The sequence below is a fragment of the Micromonospora sp. CA-240977 genome, assembly GCF_050942285.1.
GTDB lineage: Bacteria > Actinomycetota > Actinomycetes > Mycobacteriales > Micromonosporaceae > Micromonospora.
The window spans coordinates 2,817,323-2,834,278 of record NZ_CP192055.1 but is presented as its reverse complement, the minus strand read 5'-3'; the positions used below and the strand labels follow the sequence as shown (position 1 = coordinate 2,834,278).

Annotated in this window: 10 protein-coding genes and 4 pseudogenes; 3 read left to right on the top strand and 11 right to left on the bottom strand. The window is 67.6% G+C overall.

The annotated features are described in order from the left end of the window. Nucleotides 1-238: 238 nt before the first annotated feature. Complete coding sequence (locus ACQPWW_RS13110; protein WP_433132444.1) at nucleotides 239-463, bottom strand: hypothetical protein; 225 nt, start codon at nucleotides 461-463, stop codon at nucleotides 239-241. Next, complete coding sequence (locus tag ACQPWW_RS13105; protein ID WP_433132442.1) at nucleotides 442-6,627, bottom strand: RHS repeat-associated core domain-containing protein; 6,186 nt, start codon at nucleotides 6,625-6,627, stop codon at nucleotides 442-444. The genes ACQPWW_RS13110 and ACQPWW_RS13105 overlap by 22 nt, the downstream gene beginning before the upstream one ends. Before the next feature lie 301 nt (nucleotides 6,628-6,928). Here ACQPWW_RS13105 and ACQPWW_RS13100 point away from each other — a divergent pair, with 301 nt between their 5' ends. Next, complete coding sequence (locus ACQPWW_RS13100) at nucleotides 6,929-7,333, top strand: transposase (RefSeq protein ID WP_433132440.1); 405 nt, start codon at nucleotides 6,929-6,931, stop codon at nucleotides 7,331-7,333. Nucleotides 7,334-7,345: 12 nt separating this feature from the next. Here ACQPWW_RS13100 and ACQPWW_RS13095 read toward each other — a convergent pair. The 5 genes and pseudogenes from ACQPWW_RS13095 to ACQPWW_RS13075 all read right to left on the bottom strand — a co-directional run. Next, a pseudogene (locus ACQPWW_RS13095) lies at nucleotides 7,346-7,525 on the bottom strand (transposase); the annotation flags it as partial. A gap of 29 nt (nucleotides 7,526-7,554) precedes the next feature. Beyond that, a pseudogene (locus tag ACQPWW_RS13090) lies at nucleotides 7,555-7,674 on the bottom strand (IS701 family transposase); the annotation flags it as partial. A gap of 203 nt (nucleotides 7,675-7,877) precedes the next feature. Further along, nucleotides 7,878-9,052 (bottom strand): annotated as a pseudogene (locus ACQPWW_RS13085) (IS701 family transposase). Between the two features lie 675 nt (nucleotides 9,053-9,727). Continuing rightward, nucleotides 9,728-10,312, bottom strand: a complete 585-nt coding sequence (locus ACQPWW_RS13080) for a hypothetical protein (protein WP_433134784.1) — start codon at nucleotides 10,310-10,312, stop codon at nucleotides 9,728-9,730. Between the two features lie 162 nt (nucleotides 10,313-10,474). Continuing rightward, nucleotides 10,475-10,753: pseudogene (locus ACQPWW_RS13075) on the bottom strand (cellulose binding domain-containing protein); the annotation flags it as partial. Between the two features lie 329 nt (nucleotides 10,754-11,082). On the opposite strand from ACQPWW_RS13075, the gene ACQPWW_RS13070 reads away from it, so the two are divergent. Beyond that, nucleotides 11,083-11,568, top strand: a complete 486-nt coding sequence (locus tag ACQPWW_RS13070; RefSeq protein ID WP_433132438.1) for a tetratricopeptide repeat protein — start codon at nucleotides 11,083-11,085, stop codon at nucleotides 11,566-11,568. A gap of 639 nt (nucleotides 11,569-12,207) precedes the next feature. On the opposite strand, the gene ACQPWW_RS13065 is transcribed toward ACQPWW_RS13070, so the two are convergent. Then, complete coding sequence (locus tag ACQPWW_RS13065; protein ID WP_433132436.1) at nucleotides 12,208-12,381, bottom strand: hypothetical protein; 174 nt, start codon at nucleotides 12,379-12,381, stop codon at nucleotides 12,208-12,210. Nucleotides 12,382-12,484: 103 nt separating this feature from the next. Beyond that, the gene (locus ACQPWW_RS13060; protein WP_433132434.1) at nucleotides 12,485-13,399 is read right to left on the bottom strand and encodes a helix-turn-helix transcriptional regulator; all 915 of its coding nucleotides are present in this window, start codon (nucleotides 13,397-13,399) and stop codon (nucleotides 12,485-12,487) included. 171 nt (nucleotides 13,400-13,570) lie between these two features. On the opposite strand from ACQPWW_RS13060, the gene ACQPWW_RS13055 reads away from it, so the two are divergent. After that, nucleotides 13,571-14,431: an SDR family NAD(P)-dependent oxidoreductase gene (locus ACQPWW_RS13055; protein WP_433132432.1), complete on the top strand. Its 861-nt coding sequence runs from the start codon at nucleotides 13,571-13,573 to the stop codon at nucleotides 14,429-14,431. 67 nt (nucleotides 14,432-14,498) lie between these two features. On the opposite strand, the gene ACQPWW_RS13050 is transcribed toward ACQPWW_RS13055, so the two are convergent. Further along, nucleotides 14,499-15,695, bottom strand: coding sequence for an IS701 family transposase (locus tag ACQPWW_RS13050; protein WP_433134331.1), 1,197 nt, complete (start codon nucleotides 15,693-15,695; stop codon nucleotides 14,499-14,501). A gap of 175 nt (nucleotides 15,696-15,870) precedes the next feature. Then, nucleotides 15,871-16,617: a hypothetical protein gene (locus ACQPWW_RS13045; protein WP_433132430.1), complete on the bottom strand. Its 747-nt coding sequence runs from the start codon at nucleotides 16,615-16,617 to the stop codon at nucleotides 15,871-15,873. Nucleotides 16,618-16,956 lie beyond the last annotated feature (339 nt).

Here is a 16,956-nt window from a genome sequence, read left to right as displayed (position 1 = left end):
CTAAGAGTTCCTAACAGCGGGTTTTCGGGGGGTAAACGGGGGACCGACAGGCGACACGCCACAACGACCTAACAAAGCACTACTAGCCAACCGTACCGATGATTGCCCAATACTGGCCCAGCTGTGAGGCGAGGTAGGCCGACCTCGGACGAGCCATCCCGGACAACGAGTGCCGGCGGTTTCGACCGCCGGCACTCGCACGTTGCCATCCTCCAGATGAGTCAGAGAAGGTGCTGAATTACTTTGTCCGGTACGGAGCGGCAAAGAATGCGAAGAAAATCAGCAAAACAAAACCGGCCGATTGCACCCATTCCTGCCCAGACCTCGACGCGACCACCTGGGTAACGAATGCCAGGGCCAAAATCCCGAGAACCCAGAAGGCCCATCTGGCGACGGTTGGCCTCTGCCCGCTCATCATGCCTCCCGCAAAGTTGTCGTCGATCACCACCACCTGCTCGCCCACTGGCGCCATCCACGCTCACGGTGCGAGCCGGACCGGCCGTACCCTCCGCGTCCATGGCCGCGGTGCGATGCCTTGACGTTCCGGCCTGCGTAACGGAGCTTGAGATACTTACCGGCGCCGCCAGTCACCGCGCCATAGGCCGCCCCCTTGGCTGCCTGACCGCTGCACCGCCTGCTCCACCGGTAGCCGCTGTCGTGGTAGCAGTTGTATCCGTAGCCAGCGCCGCCGACCACAGCACCGACGATGATGGCACATGCGATGCCAGCGGAGGCGAGGCAGGCGGCTGCACCACCGACGGCGAGCGCTCCGCCGACCACCCACTTACCGTTCGATCGCCACCAGCGCTTGGTGCTCTGCCAAGCCTTCTTCTTCCACTTGGAGAAGCTCCGTTTACCGTCGAGGTCGGAGCAGTTGACCGGATCGCCCGAACAGTAGTCGTACGGGTTGGCGTTGCCGCCGTAGATCGGGTCGGTCTGCAGGAACCGGCCGGTGGTCGGGTTGTAAAGGCGGACGCCCATTAGGACGATGCCGGACGGGGCATCGGCGGCCCGTTGCTTGGTACCGAGCCACCCGTACCGCTGGATTCCGAGGTCATCGGTGTTGCGCGGGTTGCCGTATTCGGTAGCTTCGCTGGTACGGGACAGGCCCTCGTCATCGGCTTGAACAGTCGCGACCACGTCGCCGTGCAGGTTGGCCACCTGCCAGTCGACTTTACCGCTCTCACTATTGAAGATGCCGGCCATGCCGGCGAGCCCGGAGACCGGCCGGGTGAACCGGTCGACCGCCTCCTGGGTCCAGGATGGGCTGTCATCGTCTCCGTCGTAGTGATGCACCGACTGACTTGCAGCGCCGCTGATGGTGGTGTCGGTCCAGGATCGGATGCGCTCACCGGTGACGTCCAGTGCGTAATCGGTGGTGCGACCGTTTTGGGTGATCGTGTCGACCAGGTCCGTCACGTGGTACGCCGCGGTGGCATTGCCGCCGGCTGGGTTGCCGGTGTCGGTTGCGGGGACGGTTGTGGTACGGCCGAGTGCGTCGTAGACGTATCCCGTGGCATTGGCCCGGTCCGCGGTGTCGTGTGTCCAGGTCCGGGTTGATGTCGCCGTGACGGTCTGGCAGGCGCCTGCCGCCGCCGGAGCGTACTCGGAGAGCGTGTTGCGGTTCGACGAGGTGCTGAGCCCGTACGACCGGGTGGTGCACTGCCCGCCGATGGTGTCCTGGATCGAGCTGAGGCGGCCAGCCTGGTCGTAGCTGTAGTTCTGCTTGGACAGGCTGGACGACCGGTCTCGCCATTGGCCGTGCGTCGATTCCACCACCGACTCGGTATAGAGGGTGCAGTCGGTGGCCGCGCAGCCGGGCTTGACGTAGGTCATGCCGACCTGGGTGCCCGTCTCGTCGGTCTGCGTGGTCACCTGAACGCCGTTCGGCCAAGTCTCCGATGTCAGTGTGCCGTCGGCGTCGTAGCTGCCGGAAAAGACGCCGGCCTGCGTGTCGTTGACCGAGGTGAGCAGGCCGCGCCGCTCGGCGCCACCGTCATAGGTGTAAGTCCGGGTGGCCTTGCCGTCGTCGCTGGTCGCCACCCGCCCAAGCAGGTCGTACGTGGTTGTCGAGGCGGCTCCGTCGGCGTCGGTGTACGACGTCTGCCGGCCCAGGCTGTCATACCCCTTCTCCACCTGGGCGGTCGCCAGTCCGCCGACCACCTGCTGACTGCGCAGCAGGCGGCCGGTCGCGGGTTCGTAGACGTTCCGGCTGATGGGCACTGCCGTGCCCAGGCCGGTGGCGGCGGCCACGCTTGTCTCGTACGCCCGGCCCGCGTTGTCGTAGGTCGTGGTGGTGGTCCGTAGCGTGCCGGCGCTGGTCTTCTCGGTGACCACCCTTGGCTGGTTGAACATGTCGTAGGTGGTGGCCTTAACCGGCAACTCTGGCCCGCTGGCGGCTTGGCCGCCGGGCTGCACCCGGCAGGGCAGGTTGGACCACTCGGGCTTGAGGTCACACTCGCTGTAGCCGGATCCGGAGGTCGCCCGGTAGTAGATGGTTGTCTGGGTGGCGGGCGTGTTGGTGGTGGCACCGCCTGCCGGAGCCGTGGTCGAGGTGGCCAGGGCGGTGATCGGGTCGTACGTCGTGCGCGTGGTCTGGGCCAGCCCAGCCGGGTCCACCGTCACCACCGTCGGCTGGCGAAGTGCCCAGTCGTACGCGGTGGTGGTGGTCTTCTGGTCGGTGTCGCTCTCGATGCCGTTGCTGTCCCAGATCCGGGCGGCGACGACCTGGGTGGTCACTAGGTTGTACGGGCCGCCCGTGGTTGGTGCGCCCTGGTCGTAGGTGTTCATGGTGTGCTTGCGTCCACGCACGGTGGTGCCGTTTGGCAGCATCACGTCGTGCTCGGGCTCCATGGTGCTGGTGAGCCGTTGCCCGTCGGAGGAGTAGTTGTTGAGGGTGGAGTAGCGGCGGGCGAGCGTGCTTTCCGCTGCGGCGTCGTCTGACGACCCGGTGTTGAGTGCCCGGGCTCGGTTGCCGGGGGTCAGCGTGCGGATGGTGTTGCCCCACTTGTCGTACCAGGTCGCACCGATGTGCCCCCCTGGTGAGGCGGTGTTGACTTCCCGGGCGTTGGCGTCGAGGTAGGTCACCGTCGCCCGTTCGTACGACGACGGCAGGGTGCCCGCCGTCGGGTTACCGTTCGGTACCTGGTTGGCCGGAAAGACCGCGGTGGCGTCCGTTGGCGCTTCGGCCTGTGCCCACCGGGTGGTCTGTCCTGGTGAGAGGTCATAGGGTGCCCCGGCGCCGGAGACCGGAATCTTGTAGACCACCGTTTGTATGGCGGTTCCGGCGGTGAGCGCCGAGCGGGTCACCTTGTGCAGCCGGCCCAGCCCGGGGTCACCTGGGATGGTGGTGTAGCTGAGCTGCCAAGGCTCTTGGGCGACAGGCTTGACGACGCTGAGGATTCCCTCCGACGTGTAGTCGTAGGTGTCCCAGAGGTGCCGGGTGGTGCCGGCGTCGTTCCAGTCGAGCCTCGGATCCCAGACCCCCCGTAGCCGGCCGGCGTTGTCGTACGCGTACCGAGCCATCGGCACAGTCCGCATCGCCGGCGTGGCCAGGTCGGGATCCCAGGCGGTGAAGGAGATCTCCTTCACCCGGCCGGTGTGGTCGCCCCACGCCGACTCGGCGGTGCCGGTCGCCGTCGTCGTCGTGGCGTAGGTGAACGTCAGCGCCCGGCATCCGCGGGTCAGCGTCGTGCAGTTGACCCCGTCGGCGACGGGAGCCAGCATCCGGGTCGGCCGGACGATCTCCTTGCCGTCGGCAGTGGCCTTCTCCCAGCCCAACGTTGTGGTCTGGTTGCTACCCGGCACGGTCACCGACGTCGGGAAGTACTTGCCCGCAGCAGTCCCGGTGACCCGGGTGAACAGCACCGTGTTGCCGTCCTCGTCCGTCATCGTGTACGAGTCGCCGGTGGAGTTGTACGCCAGCTTGAGGAACTCCATCCCGACTTCGGGATCGAAGACGGTGGCAGTGCGTTTGGTGAAGCCGATCGTGTCACCCTCCGGCAGACCGACCTGCACCAGTGAGCCATACACGGTCAGTGACGTGTAGGGCGACTCGGCCTCCTCAACCACGGTGCCAGACACCCAGCCTGGCCCGAACATGTTCGCCGTATCCGTCGCGCCCGCTCGCCGGGTGTTGTACGAGCGGGTGACTGTGAGGTCACTGCCGAACGAGTCGACGGAGACGTCGGTGTCGGACACCGTGTAGTTGCCGGTGATGAGGTTGACCGAGCCGGGCCCGATCTCCTCGGCCGCCGCCGATGCCTGGTCCCGGTCGAAACTGATCTTCACCGCACTGGAGGTGCCCCCGGTGCCACCAGTGAAGGTGCCTCGCAGTTGGAGCGGACCACTGCGGGGGATGGACTCCGCGTCGGCTGCCGCGAGGGTGGCCTCGACGTTCCAGTTGAGCTTGGGGAAGTTGCCTCCACCGCTGGTCGGCAGCGGCCAGCTCACCGCGCCGCCGCCCGCAGCGACGCTGACGTCCCCGGCCGGGATGTCCACCCACCCGTCGGCGTCGCCGCGCCGCCACTGGTACGTGACACCGGCAGCGGCCGCCTGGCCCACACCGGTGATGGCCACCTTCGCCGCGGTGATGTCACCCTCCTTGGGCGAGGTCACCGCGCCAGAGCCGACATTGAAGGTGTACGCCTGGATCGCCGACTGGTTGCCTGCCCGGTCACGCGAGCGCACGTACAGCGTCTGCGGCCCGTCGGCGGTCGGGGTGATCGAGACTGTGCCGCTTCCGCCGAGGCTGGCCGCGTTGACGGTCTGATTAGGCGGGTTGACGTTCAGGCCGTACTCGTAGGCGGAGACGTCGCTCACGCCGGAGGCGCCGAAGGTGAAGTCACCCGCCGTCCCAGCCGCTCCGGCCCACTGCCCCTCCGGATACGCCGTCGACGCCACTGAGGGTGCCGCCGACGGCGCGACTGCGTCCACGATCATCGCGCAGTACCCGCTCCACGGCCCGTCGACCAGGCCGTCGGTCCCGCGGACCCGCCACGAGTATGTTGCACCCTCGCCGAAGACGCCGGCCGGCACCGAGGCGGCCAGCCACGAGCCCGACGCGCCGGGCCCGACGATCGCACCACCGAGCCGGGTGCCACCGTCGATCAGCCACTCGAACTCGGCCTTCACCTGCCCCCCGGCGGGGTTGGTGATCTGCGCCCGGAGCTGCGGTGTCCTCGTGTTCACGTAGGGGGCGCTGGACCCGGTCGCACACGGCAACGACGGCACCGTCGCCCGCGCCGTGACCGTCGTATACGAGTCGTAGTTAACGACCGCGTACGGCACCTCGGCCGGCTCTACCGCGTTACGCGACCGGAACTGCTTGAAGGCGGTGGTGTCAGTTTCCGAAGTGGACCGAATGCCCATATCGGCCCGCGTGTCACCAACATTCGCCGCGCGTTGGAAGAAGCTCGTAGCCGCGATGGACGACCAGCCGTCGTTGCAGGTTGCGTTGAACCCCTTGGTAGCCGTCGACGTAGCCTCCCGGTAGTTCCACGCCGGCTGAGTGCCCCAGAGCACCCCTTCAGAGACCGGCCCAACCGACCACAGTTCCCACGACCGTGCCGAGCAGGTCCCCGACCAGAAATTCCAGAAATACATGGTCGCGGAGTTGATCTTCTTACCCACCAGCGCCGTGGTGTCCCAGCGGGCCAGGGCGCGAGCAATGAGGCCGTCCGAGGAACGACCCACATGCAGGTCGTTGGCGCCACCCCGGTCGACGCCGTCGTTCTGCTTCACATACGTGTCGAACGTCGTCGACACCGGGTTGAGCTGCGGGTCAATGACCACCGGGTACTGCCGCTCGGGAGCAGTCAGCCACGCCATGTCCGGGCGCAGGCTGAAGTCGGCACGACGGCCCCGGTCCTTGACCTCAGTCAAGGCACCGACCCGGGCAGAGACCACCTTCTGCTCGGTCGGCTGCCCCACCGCGTCGACGTGGGCGTCCCACATCTCCGGCGCGGCGGATGACGCGATCTGCCGACCCTTCCCGTCCCGGAACTTGATGTTGCCGTTCGCTTCCCGCGCAACCGACCTCAGTCCCTCACCGGTGACGGGCATGCTCACCTGAGCGACATGAGCCGCCGCTTCGCGGGACTTCACCACCAAGAACGTCTCGACACCGGTCCGAGTGGCCTCCACTACAAGGTCCACGCCAGGGAACACCTCGGCGTACACAGCCTTCGCGCCCTCGACAGTCGGCGCCGGGAGCCGCCCGCTCCAACCAAGAGCCACCCGACCATCACCGGTCTCCAACGACGCCAGTTCTCCATTGGACGCCGCTGGCCGCGCTCCAGACAGCCGCAGGTCGCCCGGATGAGCCTTCGGCGCCACCGAACCGTCCGGCTGAGCAGCCATGGCAAGGTCCACCGGAATCCAGTCGCCACTTCGCCGCATCCGCACCGGGGCGAGGTGGACCACCGCCTCCACCCGCCCGTCCGGCAACGCCCAAAACTCGGACGTCTCCGACGTCATCCCGGTGATCTGAACCTTCTTATTGGTCAACCGCGCCGTCACCAGCGCCGCCGCCTCATCCGGCCGCTCCAACACCTGCGGCTCGACCTGAGCACGCTCGGCCGGCTGCGGAACCGCAGCGGCCGCCGGCGCGGCCACCCAATCCGCCATCGTCGCTGCCAGCACCACCGACAATCCGGCGGCTACCATCCGCCCGCCGCGACTACGCGACAGGCGCGGGATCCGAGACACCGAACCCCACACGGATCTCCTTCGTCTCACTGAACCTCCTAAATATGTACAGAGCGTCGATCAGATAACTACAAAAATGAAATGTCATCATCAGCCGAACAGACATCGATGATCACAGCTCGGGGGATTGCCAGAGGCTCTGCTCAATCGGGCCTGTGGATCTAACGGGGGTTTCCGACCTGACCCACCGGCCGTTGTGCCTGGTGAGGCGGGTGCCTTGATGACCGCGACGCTGAATCATCAGACCGGCGAGGGAAGGCTGCGGAGGAGAAAGCTGCCGCTGAGCTGGTCCGGACAGCGAAGATGCAGCGCCTGTCGCTGGCGGGGTACGGACCGGCTGCTGGAGCAGTTGACCAAGACGGTCCTGGAGACCGCGTGGAACGAGGAGATGACCGAGCACCTCGGTTATGCCGAACACGAGGCCGACGGCGCCGGCTCGGGCAACATCCGCAACGGCAGCCGATCAAAGACGGTGCTGACCGGGGCGTCGGGGCCAGTGCGGAATCGACGTGCCCCGGGACCGGGGGGCATGCTCGAGCCGCAGATCGTGCGTATGCGGCACCGGCGTCGCTCAGTCAATCAGGGAGAGGCCCGTGAGCGGGCGTCTGATTCACGTATTTTGTGAGTGATACTGCCTTCAGGTGTCTCGCCAGGTTGGGGTGGTTTCGTCGGTGATGCGTTTGGTGAGGTTGTCGATCATCGCGATGCGGATCATGCTGGCGGAGTTGTCGGGTAGGGCTTCGTAGTCGCGGGCGAGGCGTCGGTGTTGCATGATCCAGCCGAGGGTGCGTTCGACGACCCATCGGCGTTTGACCACGGACGTCGCACAGCCTTCTGAGTGCGAACGAGGATGGTCGCGGCGAGCATGGCCAGGGTGATGAATCGGTGCCAGCTGGTCCAACTGAAGACCTGGTAGTGGTCCAGGCGGACCTGCCCTTTGCCGGTCTGGAACAGCTCCTCAATGCTTCGGAGGTGCCGGTGGGCGCCGCGTGGTCCATGACGGTTCTTCCTGTCGCGAGGCGGGTAGGTGCTGTTGCGGGATTAGTACTCCAGCCGCACCTGGTGAAGTCGGAGTCTTCGCTGGTAGTGGGCTGTTTTGGCGCGGTACTGGTGTCGGCGCCGCCATCGTGACCATCGATGGATGTGGTCGATGGGTCGGGTGGTGGTGATCAGGTGTGCCAGGAGACGTCGGACCTCGCCGAGGGTGAGGGGTATGAGGCCGTCGTCGGATTCGGTGCCCCTTTTTTGGCGTGGGTGGCGGTGACGGCGAGGTGGGCGTGGGCGCACAGAACGAGTGTTATGTGGCGGTACCAGGCGTCGTAGCGACGCACCTGGTAGTGATCCAGGCCGACTTCGGTCTTGGCGGTTTGGAAGCATTCCTCGATCGCCCACCGGGTTCCGGCGATGCGGATGAGGGTCTCGTCGCTGGTGTCGTCGGGGCCGAAGCACAGGTAGTAGGCCAGGTCGGTGGGGTTGGTGATGCTGCGGCGGATCAGCAGCCAGTGGCCGTGCCCGTGGATGGTGCCGGGTAGGGAGGCGCCCAGTCGTAGAGTCGCGGTCCTTTGGCGCCGGCGCCGCAGCTGCGACGCTTCCACGCCAGGGCCGGCGCGTTCGCGGCGAGGACGTCCGGGCGGGAACTGCCAGTCGTGGTCGGGATCCGTTGGTTGCGGGGCACGGCAAGCACGTAGCCCTTCCGGTGCTGCTGCAGCCAGGTGCGGAACTTGGAGTCCTGTCCGTATGCCTCGTCCGTGGTGACCCACCTCGCCGGCAGGCCGGCGGTGATGGCGCGTTCGAGCATCCGCAGTCCCAGCGCGGGCTTCGTGGCGAACTCGACGTTCGCGGCGATGCCGGCTTCGGCGCGGCGGGTGGGGTTGTCGCACCAGCCGCGGGGCAGATACAACTCCCGGTCGACCAGGGTGCGCCCCGCCGGGCTGGCGTAGGCGAGGAACACTCCGAGCTGGCAGTTCTCCGTCCGCCCGGCCGTGCCGGAGTACTGACGCTGCACCCCGGCCGACTTGATGCCTTTTTTCAGGAAGCCGGTCTCATCGACGATCAGCACCCCGTCGTCGTCACCGAGGTGCTCGCTCACGTAGGCAAACAGGTCGTCGCGAACAGCATCCGAGTCCCACGCAGACCTGTTGAGCAGCCTTTGCATACGGTCCGGCGTGGTGTCACCGGCGGCCTCGGCTAGGGTCCAGCCGTTCTTGGTTGCCAGGGGTGACAGCAACCCGACCAGATAACTCAGCGCCTGCCGGCGCGGCTCTGCGCGCCCGAACCGGTGCGCGAACCCTGCGAGCAGATCGTCCAAACCCGCCCGCCAGCCCACGATCTCGTCGATCAACACAAGCACGGGAGCCTGCCCGCCCTCCGATAGACCACAACAGACAAACGGTGCGACCACCTAACCCATCCGGCGAATAGCATCGACGTCTGCAGCTGCACGGCCGGCATGACTCGGCAGCCAATCCTGTCGATGAGCTGCCGAAACTTCAGATCAGGCAAGTGCGGCTGGAGTACTAATACGACAGTCGCAGCTGGCGTCCTCGGCGCGACGCCTGTGCGACCCCAGTCGATGACCGCGGCTGCGCTCGACAGGTCGGGCAGGTCGCCGGGTTCGGCGGTCGGCCGTCCGGTGAGCAGCTCGCGGCGCGCTGCGTCCGCCGCCGCGCCTGCGGAGTCCAGGTCGGTGAGCCTCGCGTAGCGCCGATCCGGGTGTGGAAGTCCGACGTGCCGGCTGTCGTGGATCCGTCCCAGGAGGGTCGGTGCGGCTTGGACATCCACGGCCCACACGGCCAAGCTCGGTACGTCCACGGCGTCGGCGGCGGGCTGATGTGGCAGCGGTGGCGGCCACGGCGAGTACGCCAGGACGTAGGAGTCATGCGCGCGTTGTGGCCGGCGCGTCAATCGCAGGCCCGGCATTCGCCTCCCCTGAGTGCGCCGATACCTGACGATCATCGCCGGTGCCGGCGCGCGCGTGGCGGCGAGGTGCATGATGATCGACTTCTCGTTGTGGGCCCGGTCAGCGGGACGGCGGCGGGTAGAGGGTGTTTATGCGTACCGTCCACGGCTGGTATGGGCCGGGGCACGGGGTGGGGTCGTGGTTGCACGCCATGTCGGTCTGCGTGTAAAGGTCGAACGAGGCGCCCCCGACCGCCCGGAACAGCACCCTGAGCGGCTGCCCAGTGGGGTAACCACCGGTGGTCCACACGAGGGCCAACGCAGGGTTCACGGACGTGAACGGCCGGTAGTTCGCGGGTAGCGACACGCCGAGTGTCTGCCCGATGACCAGATTGACCGTGGTCCGGTTCGCGGCCTGGGTCAGGTTGACGTCTCCGGCCGGCGACGCGGGGACGACGTTGACGTGAACCGTCCACTGCAGGACCGGTCTCGCACACGGTGGCGTCGTGTGGAAGCACGGGTCGTCGCTCACCGTGGACAGGTCGAGCGAACCGGTACCGACCGCCCGGAACAGCGCGGTCAGCGGCTGACCGGTGGGGTATCCGCCGCTGCTCGACACGAGGGTCAACGCCGGGCTGGTGGACGTCAACGGTAGGTAGCTCGACGGCAGGGACACGCCGAGCGTCTGCCCGAGGACCAGGGTCACCGCGGTCCGGGTGTCGGCCTCGGTGACCCTGACGTCCTCAGGCCCCGGCGCCGAGCTGGAGACCGGCGGCGAGGAGGGCGGTGACACGGCATTGTTACTGCAGCTCAACGCCGGTGCCGAGCTCGAGCCGGCCAGCTGCATCCCGAACGTCGTGAAGGCACCCGGAGCCAGCCTGCCGTTCCATGCGAGGTTGACCGCGGTCACCGTCTGGCCCGACGTGCTGACCGTGGCGTTCCACGCGTTGACGACCCGTTGGCCGTCCGCCAGCGTCCACGTCACCGACCAGGTCGTCGCGGGCGTCGTCGCGGTGTTGGTGACCGTGACGACGACGACCGCGCCGCTCGTCGGACCATTGCCCCAATGCGAGTCAGTACGCGCCGTCGCCCGGCATCCACCTGCCACGGTGTCCGCCGAGGCGCTACCAGGCACCACAGAGATCATGGCGAGGGCGGTCAGCGCGCCCACTCCCGCTACCAGCCAGGATGCCGCAAGGGCCACCCGTCTTGATAACGCCATGTCGACACCCCCTGCGTAATCGATGCCTGCCTATGCTTGCCCGTCACGATATACGCGCGGGTGGGCGCACGGGGCGTCCACTATGACCGAGTGTTCAGCAGTCGCACCAAGGCCCGATCGTTCAGGGCCCACCACGTCGAAGCGGAGGCCGGAAGCGAGCTCGGTTTGGCGCGGGATCCTGGGCACGGTCGGCCCACAGGTACAGGCTGGCGTCGGCCGGCGGTAAGGCGGGTGCAGGTGTCGCCGCTGTGCAGGTGGGCCAGGGGCTAGCCCAGTCGCTGAACAACCACGCCGGCTTCCTGGCCCTGGTGGGGCGCGGCGAGGAGGCCATCGGGTTCGCCGAGGAAGCCGTGGCCGTCACCCGAAAGCTGGCCGGCGCAGCTCCTACCGCGTACCTACCCGAACTGGCGCAGTCACTAAACAACGTGGGTGTCTACCTGTCGATGGTGGACCGGCACGAAGACGCTCTCGCCGCCCGCCGGGGAGCCGCGGACCTGTACCGGCACCTGGCCGAAGCCGACCAGGCCGTCTACCTACCCGCCACCGCGCAGGCGCTGTGCAACCTCAGTCTCCGGCTGACCGAGCTGGGACGGCGCACGGAGGCCCTGGCTCCGGCCGAGGAGTCGGTCGGCATCTACCGGGAGTTGGCCCGCACGAATCCGGCGATCCAGCGGGATCGCCGGTTCTCGATGGCGCTGATGGCGTACGCCCGGGCGAGGAGCGGAGCCCGGCCCGGATGACCTCCCCGCACACCACCGTCCGCCGCGCAGACCTCCGTCATCCGCCGGCAACCGCGGCGGACGGCCCCCCGGTCAGCTCGACGCCGGTGAGCGCGCGCCATCTAAGCTGGGCCGCGGCGTTCGCTCGCTGCAGTGCGCTGCGGCCAAGCTCGTCGCGACGCGCCTTCCGCGGCGCCGACCCGGCATCAAGCGCTCAGGGAAACGAGTGACTTGAACCCAAGACAACCTCTTGTCGAGCCTCGTTCAGGACTTGTCATTGCTTGTCAAAACCCCTTGTTACCGACAGTAACCGAATCACGCTTGCCATTGCTTGCCGAAATTGGTCGCTGAGCTGCAGAGACACCGCCAGGCGCTCATCGCCACTTGTCACCGTTTGTCAACGATTGGCCGGGGTTTTCGGGGGATAAACGGGGGACCCACAACCCGCAAGGTCGGACCGCCCCTCCGCATCTGCCATGGCGCTCCTGACGCCTCACAGCATGCGCACTGATCGAACCTGTGGCAGCCCTTCCCCGGTCAGCACAACCGTCACCGGAACCCCGCGCGACGGTGGCCTCTTGATGCTGTCCCGCAATGACCGGTGCACAGGCCACCCGCACGACGGCTGCAGCGGATCCGGACACTGGGCAAGAGCAGCCTTCAACCGATGAACCCCGTCACGGCGACCGGCCATGACCAGTCCATGTCCCACGGCTCCTCCCAGGGCTGGTGGAAACAATCATGATCGAAATGCACGAGAAGGCCGGTCGCCCCCACACGGGCGGTACGCGCCACGGTGGTCGCGGCATGACCTCGCTCGCGCAGCACGTCCACGACATGGGCACCGATCAGACCACTGCCACCACGAGAATTCGCACGCTGAATCGTCCACGGCGGAGACGCCCGATTGTCAAGGGGCGATCGACGGCCGTCGGAATCAGGCTGAGCCCGGGGACCTGGTTGGGCTGTCCTCGATCTGGGCGGGAGCGGCCTTGGATGCGCCGGTCGTTGGGGCGTACCGCTGCTGTGTCGCCCAGAGCGCGAGCAGGCGAAGGTTGTCGTGTGAGCTGCTGCCGGGGTCCGTGGTGTAGAGGAAGAGCGTCTGGTCGTCGTCGCCGGGGAGTGCCAGCGCCTCGTATCGGATGGTGATCGGTCCCACGGCGGGGTGGATCATGTGCTTGGTGCCGTGGGTCCGCTCGTGCACCCGGTGGTTGTGCCACCACGTACGGAAGTGCGGGCTCTTGATGGTCAGCTCGCCGACGAGTTCGTTGAGCTGCGGGTCGTCGGGGTTCCGGCCGGCGTAGAGGCGCAGCGTGCCCACGACGTCAGCCGCCACGGTGGCCCAGTCGGGGTAGACCTCGCGGGCGCCGGGGTCGAGGAGGACCCAGCGCGTGTAGTTGCGCTGGCGGGGTGGCAGTTGGGTCCAGTCGGTGAGGAGAGCGCGGGCCAGCAGGTTCGACGCGAGGATGTCGGTGCGGCGCCCGAGGATGAAGGCCGGGTGGTCGACCATCGAGGCGATCATCTGGTGCATCGCCGGCCGGACCCGCTGGCCCGGCACCTGCCCGCTGCGCTGCCGGGCCGGGCGGGCCAGGTCGACAAGGTGAGCCCGGGCGGCCGCGTCGAGCTGGAAGACGCGGCCCAACGCGTCGATGACGGCCTGCGACGGACTGCTGTGCCGGCCCTGTTCGAGGCGGGTGTAGTAGTCGACGCTCACCCCGGCGAGCTGAGCTACCTCCTCCCGGCGCAGGCCGCGGACGCGTCGCCCCGACAGCGGGGGGATTCCCGCTGCCTCCGGCGTCGTGTCAGCCCGGCACTTCCGCAGGAAGTCGCCCAGTTCTGTGCGTCGCACCATGTCGCCAATGATGGCGCGCGCGGCGGCCCGCCCCCAGGGGCTGGGTGGGCATGTCGTTCCCAGGTACGGCTGGGCCTGGCCAGCGGTGTTCGGCTCGCCTGCCCGGCAGCAGCATGGAATGCGTTCCCGGCAGGGCACAGCGCTGCCACTCCAGTCACAGGGAGAACACCGATGTCGTACCCCACCACCCGACCCGCCACCTGGTTCGTCACTGGCACCTCTCGGGGCCTCGGCCTGGAGTTGGTCAAGCAGCTCCTCGATCGCGGTGACAACGTCGCGGCGACGACCAGGTCGGCTGAGCGTCTCGACGCGGCCCTGGGATCCGTGGACCGGGCCCGGCTGCTGCCACTTGAGCTGAACCTCGCGGACGAGACGGCGGTCGCCGCGGCGATCCGCTCCACCACCGACCGTTTCGACACGATCGACGTGGTAGTGAACAACGCCGGTTACGGCTTCCTCGCCGCCATCGAGGAGGTCACCGACGCCGACGTCCGGCAGATGTTCGACGTGCAGATCTTTGGACTCTGGAACGTTCTTCGTGCGGTGCTGCCGTCCCTGCGCGCCCAGCGCAGCGGTCACATCATCAACATCTCCTCGATCCTCGGTCTGACCTCCTTCCCGGGCTGGGGTCTCTACTGCGCCGGAAAGTACGCCCTGGAGGGGCTGACCGAGTCACTGGCCGCGGAAGTCGGCGATTTCGGCGTGCAGGTCAACCTCGTGGAGCCCGGCTACATGCAGACGGATTTTCTGCGTACGCACTCCCTTGGTCTGCCGCCGACCACCGTGTCCGGCTACGAGTCGATCCGGGAGATGACCGAGGCGCACCTGGCGATGCCGGGCACCCAGCTCGGTGACCCGGTGCGGGCCGCAAGCGCCATCATCGAGGTGGCGGTGTCGGGTAAGGCGCCTCTGCACCAACTGCTCGGCTCGGACTCCTACTCGCTGGCCAAGGCCCGGATCGAAGCGCTGACCTCCGACGTGGAGGCGGGCCGCGAGCTGGCGTACACGACGGACATCCCGCAGCACAGCTGAGGGCTCTCCGTTGCCTCCTGGCGTTGCCCGGCCTGGTCTCACTGTCCAGGCCGGGCAACGCCGCCGTTCAGCCGGTGACGAGGTCGGACTTCTCCCACTTACAACTCCTAACGAAATGATGTTGGGCGTAACTATCAGAGACCCGAAGACTGCTCACCGCCCTCAAAGTGCGATCAACCCACCCGCCGAGGTAGGCGTGGGCGCACAGAACGAGAGTTATGTGGCGGTACCAGGCGTCGTACCGACGCACCTGGTAGTGATCCAAGCCGACCTCGGTTTTGGCGGTCTGGAAGCACTCCTCGATTGCCCACCGGGTTCCGGCGACACGGATCAGGTCCTCGTCGGGCGTGCCGGTGGGGCCGAAGCATAGGTAGTAGGCCAGGTCCGTGGGGTCGGTGATGCTGCGGCGGATCAGCAGCCAGTGGCCGTATCCGTCGGCGGTGCCGGGCAGGGAGGCCACGGCCCAGTCGTAAAGTCGTGGCCCTTTGGCGCCGTCGCCGCAACTACGACGCTTCCACGCCAGGGGCGGTGCGTTGGCGGCAAGGACGTCGGGACGGGAGCTGCCTGTCGCGGTGGGGACCCGTTGGTTGCGGGGCACGGCCAGGACGTAACCGATGCGTTGCTGCTGCAGCCAGGCCCGGAACTTGGAGTCCTGTCCGTATGCCTCGTCGGCGGTGACCCACCTTGCCGGCAGGCCGGCGGTCATGGCGCGTTCGAGCATCCGCAGGCCCAGCGCCGGTTTCGTGGCGAACCCGACGCCCGCCTCGATGCCGGCTTCGGCGCGGCGGGCGGGGTCGTCGCACCAGCCGCGGGGCAGATACAACTCCCGGTCGATCAGCGTGCGCCCGACCGGGCTGGCATAGGCCAGGAACACCCCGAGCTGGCAATTCTCCGTCCGCCCGGCCGTGCCCGAGTACTGACGCTGCACCCCCGCCGACTTGATTCCCTTCTTCAGGAAGCCGGTCTCGTCGACGATCAGCACCCCGTCGTCGTCACCGAGGTGCTCGGACACGTAGGCGAACAAGTCATCGCGGACCGCGTCCGGGTCCCACGCGGACCTGTTGAGCAGTCGTTGCATCCGGTCCGGCGTCGCGTCGCCGGCGGCCTCGGCCAGGGTCCAGCCGTTCTTGCTCGCCAGGGGTGACAGCAACCCGACCAGGTAGGTCAGCGCCTGCCGGCGCGGCTCCGCCCGCCCGAAACGGTGCGCGAACCGCGCCAGCAGATCATCCAGACCCGCCCGCCAGCCCACGATCTCATCGATCAACACAAGCACGGGAGCCTGCCCGCGCCACAACTGGCCACAACAGACAGGCGGTGCGACAGCGCAACCCAACCCCCGAATAGCATCGACATCCGCAGCTACGTGGCGGGCTCAGATCCGACGTCGATCATGCCAATGGGCTGCCGAAACTCCAGATCGGGCAAGTGCGGCTGGAGTACTAGGGGTCGACGCAGTACTCGGCGCCCGGGGGCGTCCGACGGTTCGCCGAGACCACCCTGCCGATCCACTGGAAGGGACTGAGTTGCATCCCCCGGGGCCTGAGCTGGCAGATCCGGCCGCCTGCCAGCTCGCTCGGGGCCATGCTCTCTATCCTGGGTGGATAGCCGGTCGAGGCGACGATCGCGTAGCCGTCGTTGACGCTCACCACGAGCACGGAGCGTTCCGTCTTCGCGCCGGCGTCTTCGAGGTTCAACCGTGTCAGACCGTCCATTACACGTCCGACGGTGATCCGGGACAAGCTGTAGCGGGGCCATCCTGACTCGGCGAGCCCTTCCTCGACGACCAGAGCCGCGAGCAGGATGATCGCGACGATCGCGATGAGTTGGCGATGTCGCGCCAGCCGGCGCCGGGCCCAGATCCACCCGAGACTCACCAGGAAGGCGATGAGCTGCAACAGCAGGTAGTTCAACGGAACGAAGATCGCGAAGCCGGCGGCGAGGCCGGTCGCCGCCCAGTTGGTGGCACGGAGGGTCCAGCCCAGCCAGCCGCGTTGCCGGGCGAGGTAGACGAGCGACGCCGCGATGGTCGGCAGGAACAGCGGCAGCAGCAGCGCCGTCAGGCCGAGCGGGTTCCCCTCCTGCACTATCGAACGGAGGAGGACGTGCTGACCGGTTAACGACAGCAGAAGCAGCACCAGCAGCAGCGGGAGCGCCGTCAGCACGGCCGGCATCAGGTCGTCGGCCACGCTCGCCCGATCCGGGGCGTAGCTGACGGTACTGCTACTGACGCTGCTCCTGTTGCTGATGCTGCTGTCGACGTACACGTCGCCGGCGGCGTGGACGTGCATCGTCCTGGGCGCGTCGCCGCCCGCCTGAGCCGTGGATCCGGCTCGGCGTCGCCTGCGCCGTGGCCTGGGAGCTGGCATCACGCGAAGGTACCGAGCTTCGCCGGCGAGGTTCCTGTTGTGTCGTCCATGCGATCCATGCCGGGCGGACCCGCCGGCCGGCGGAACCGATGAGTCGGCGAGAGTTTTCTCCGCGCTCGTGTCGATCCCTGGCCAGCCGTTCGACGTTAGGGTGCGGGG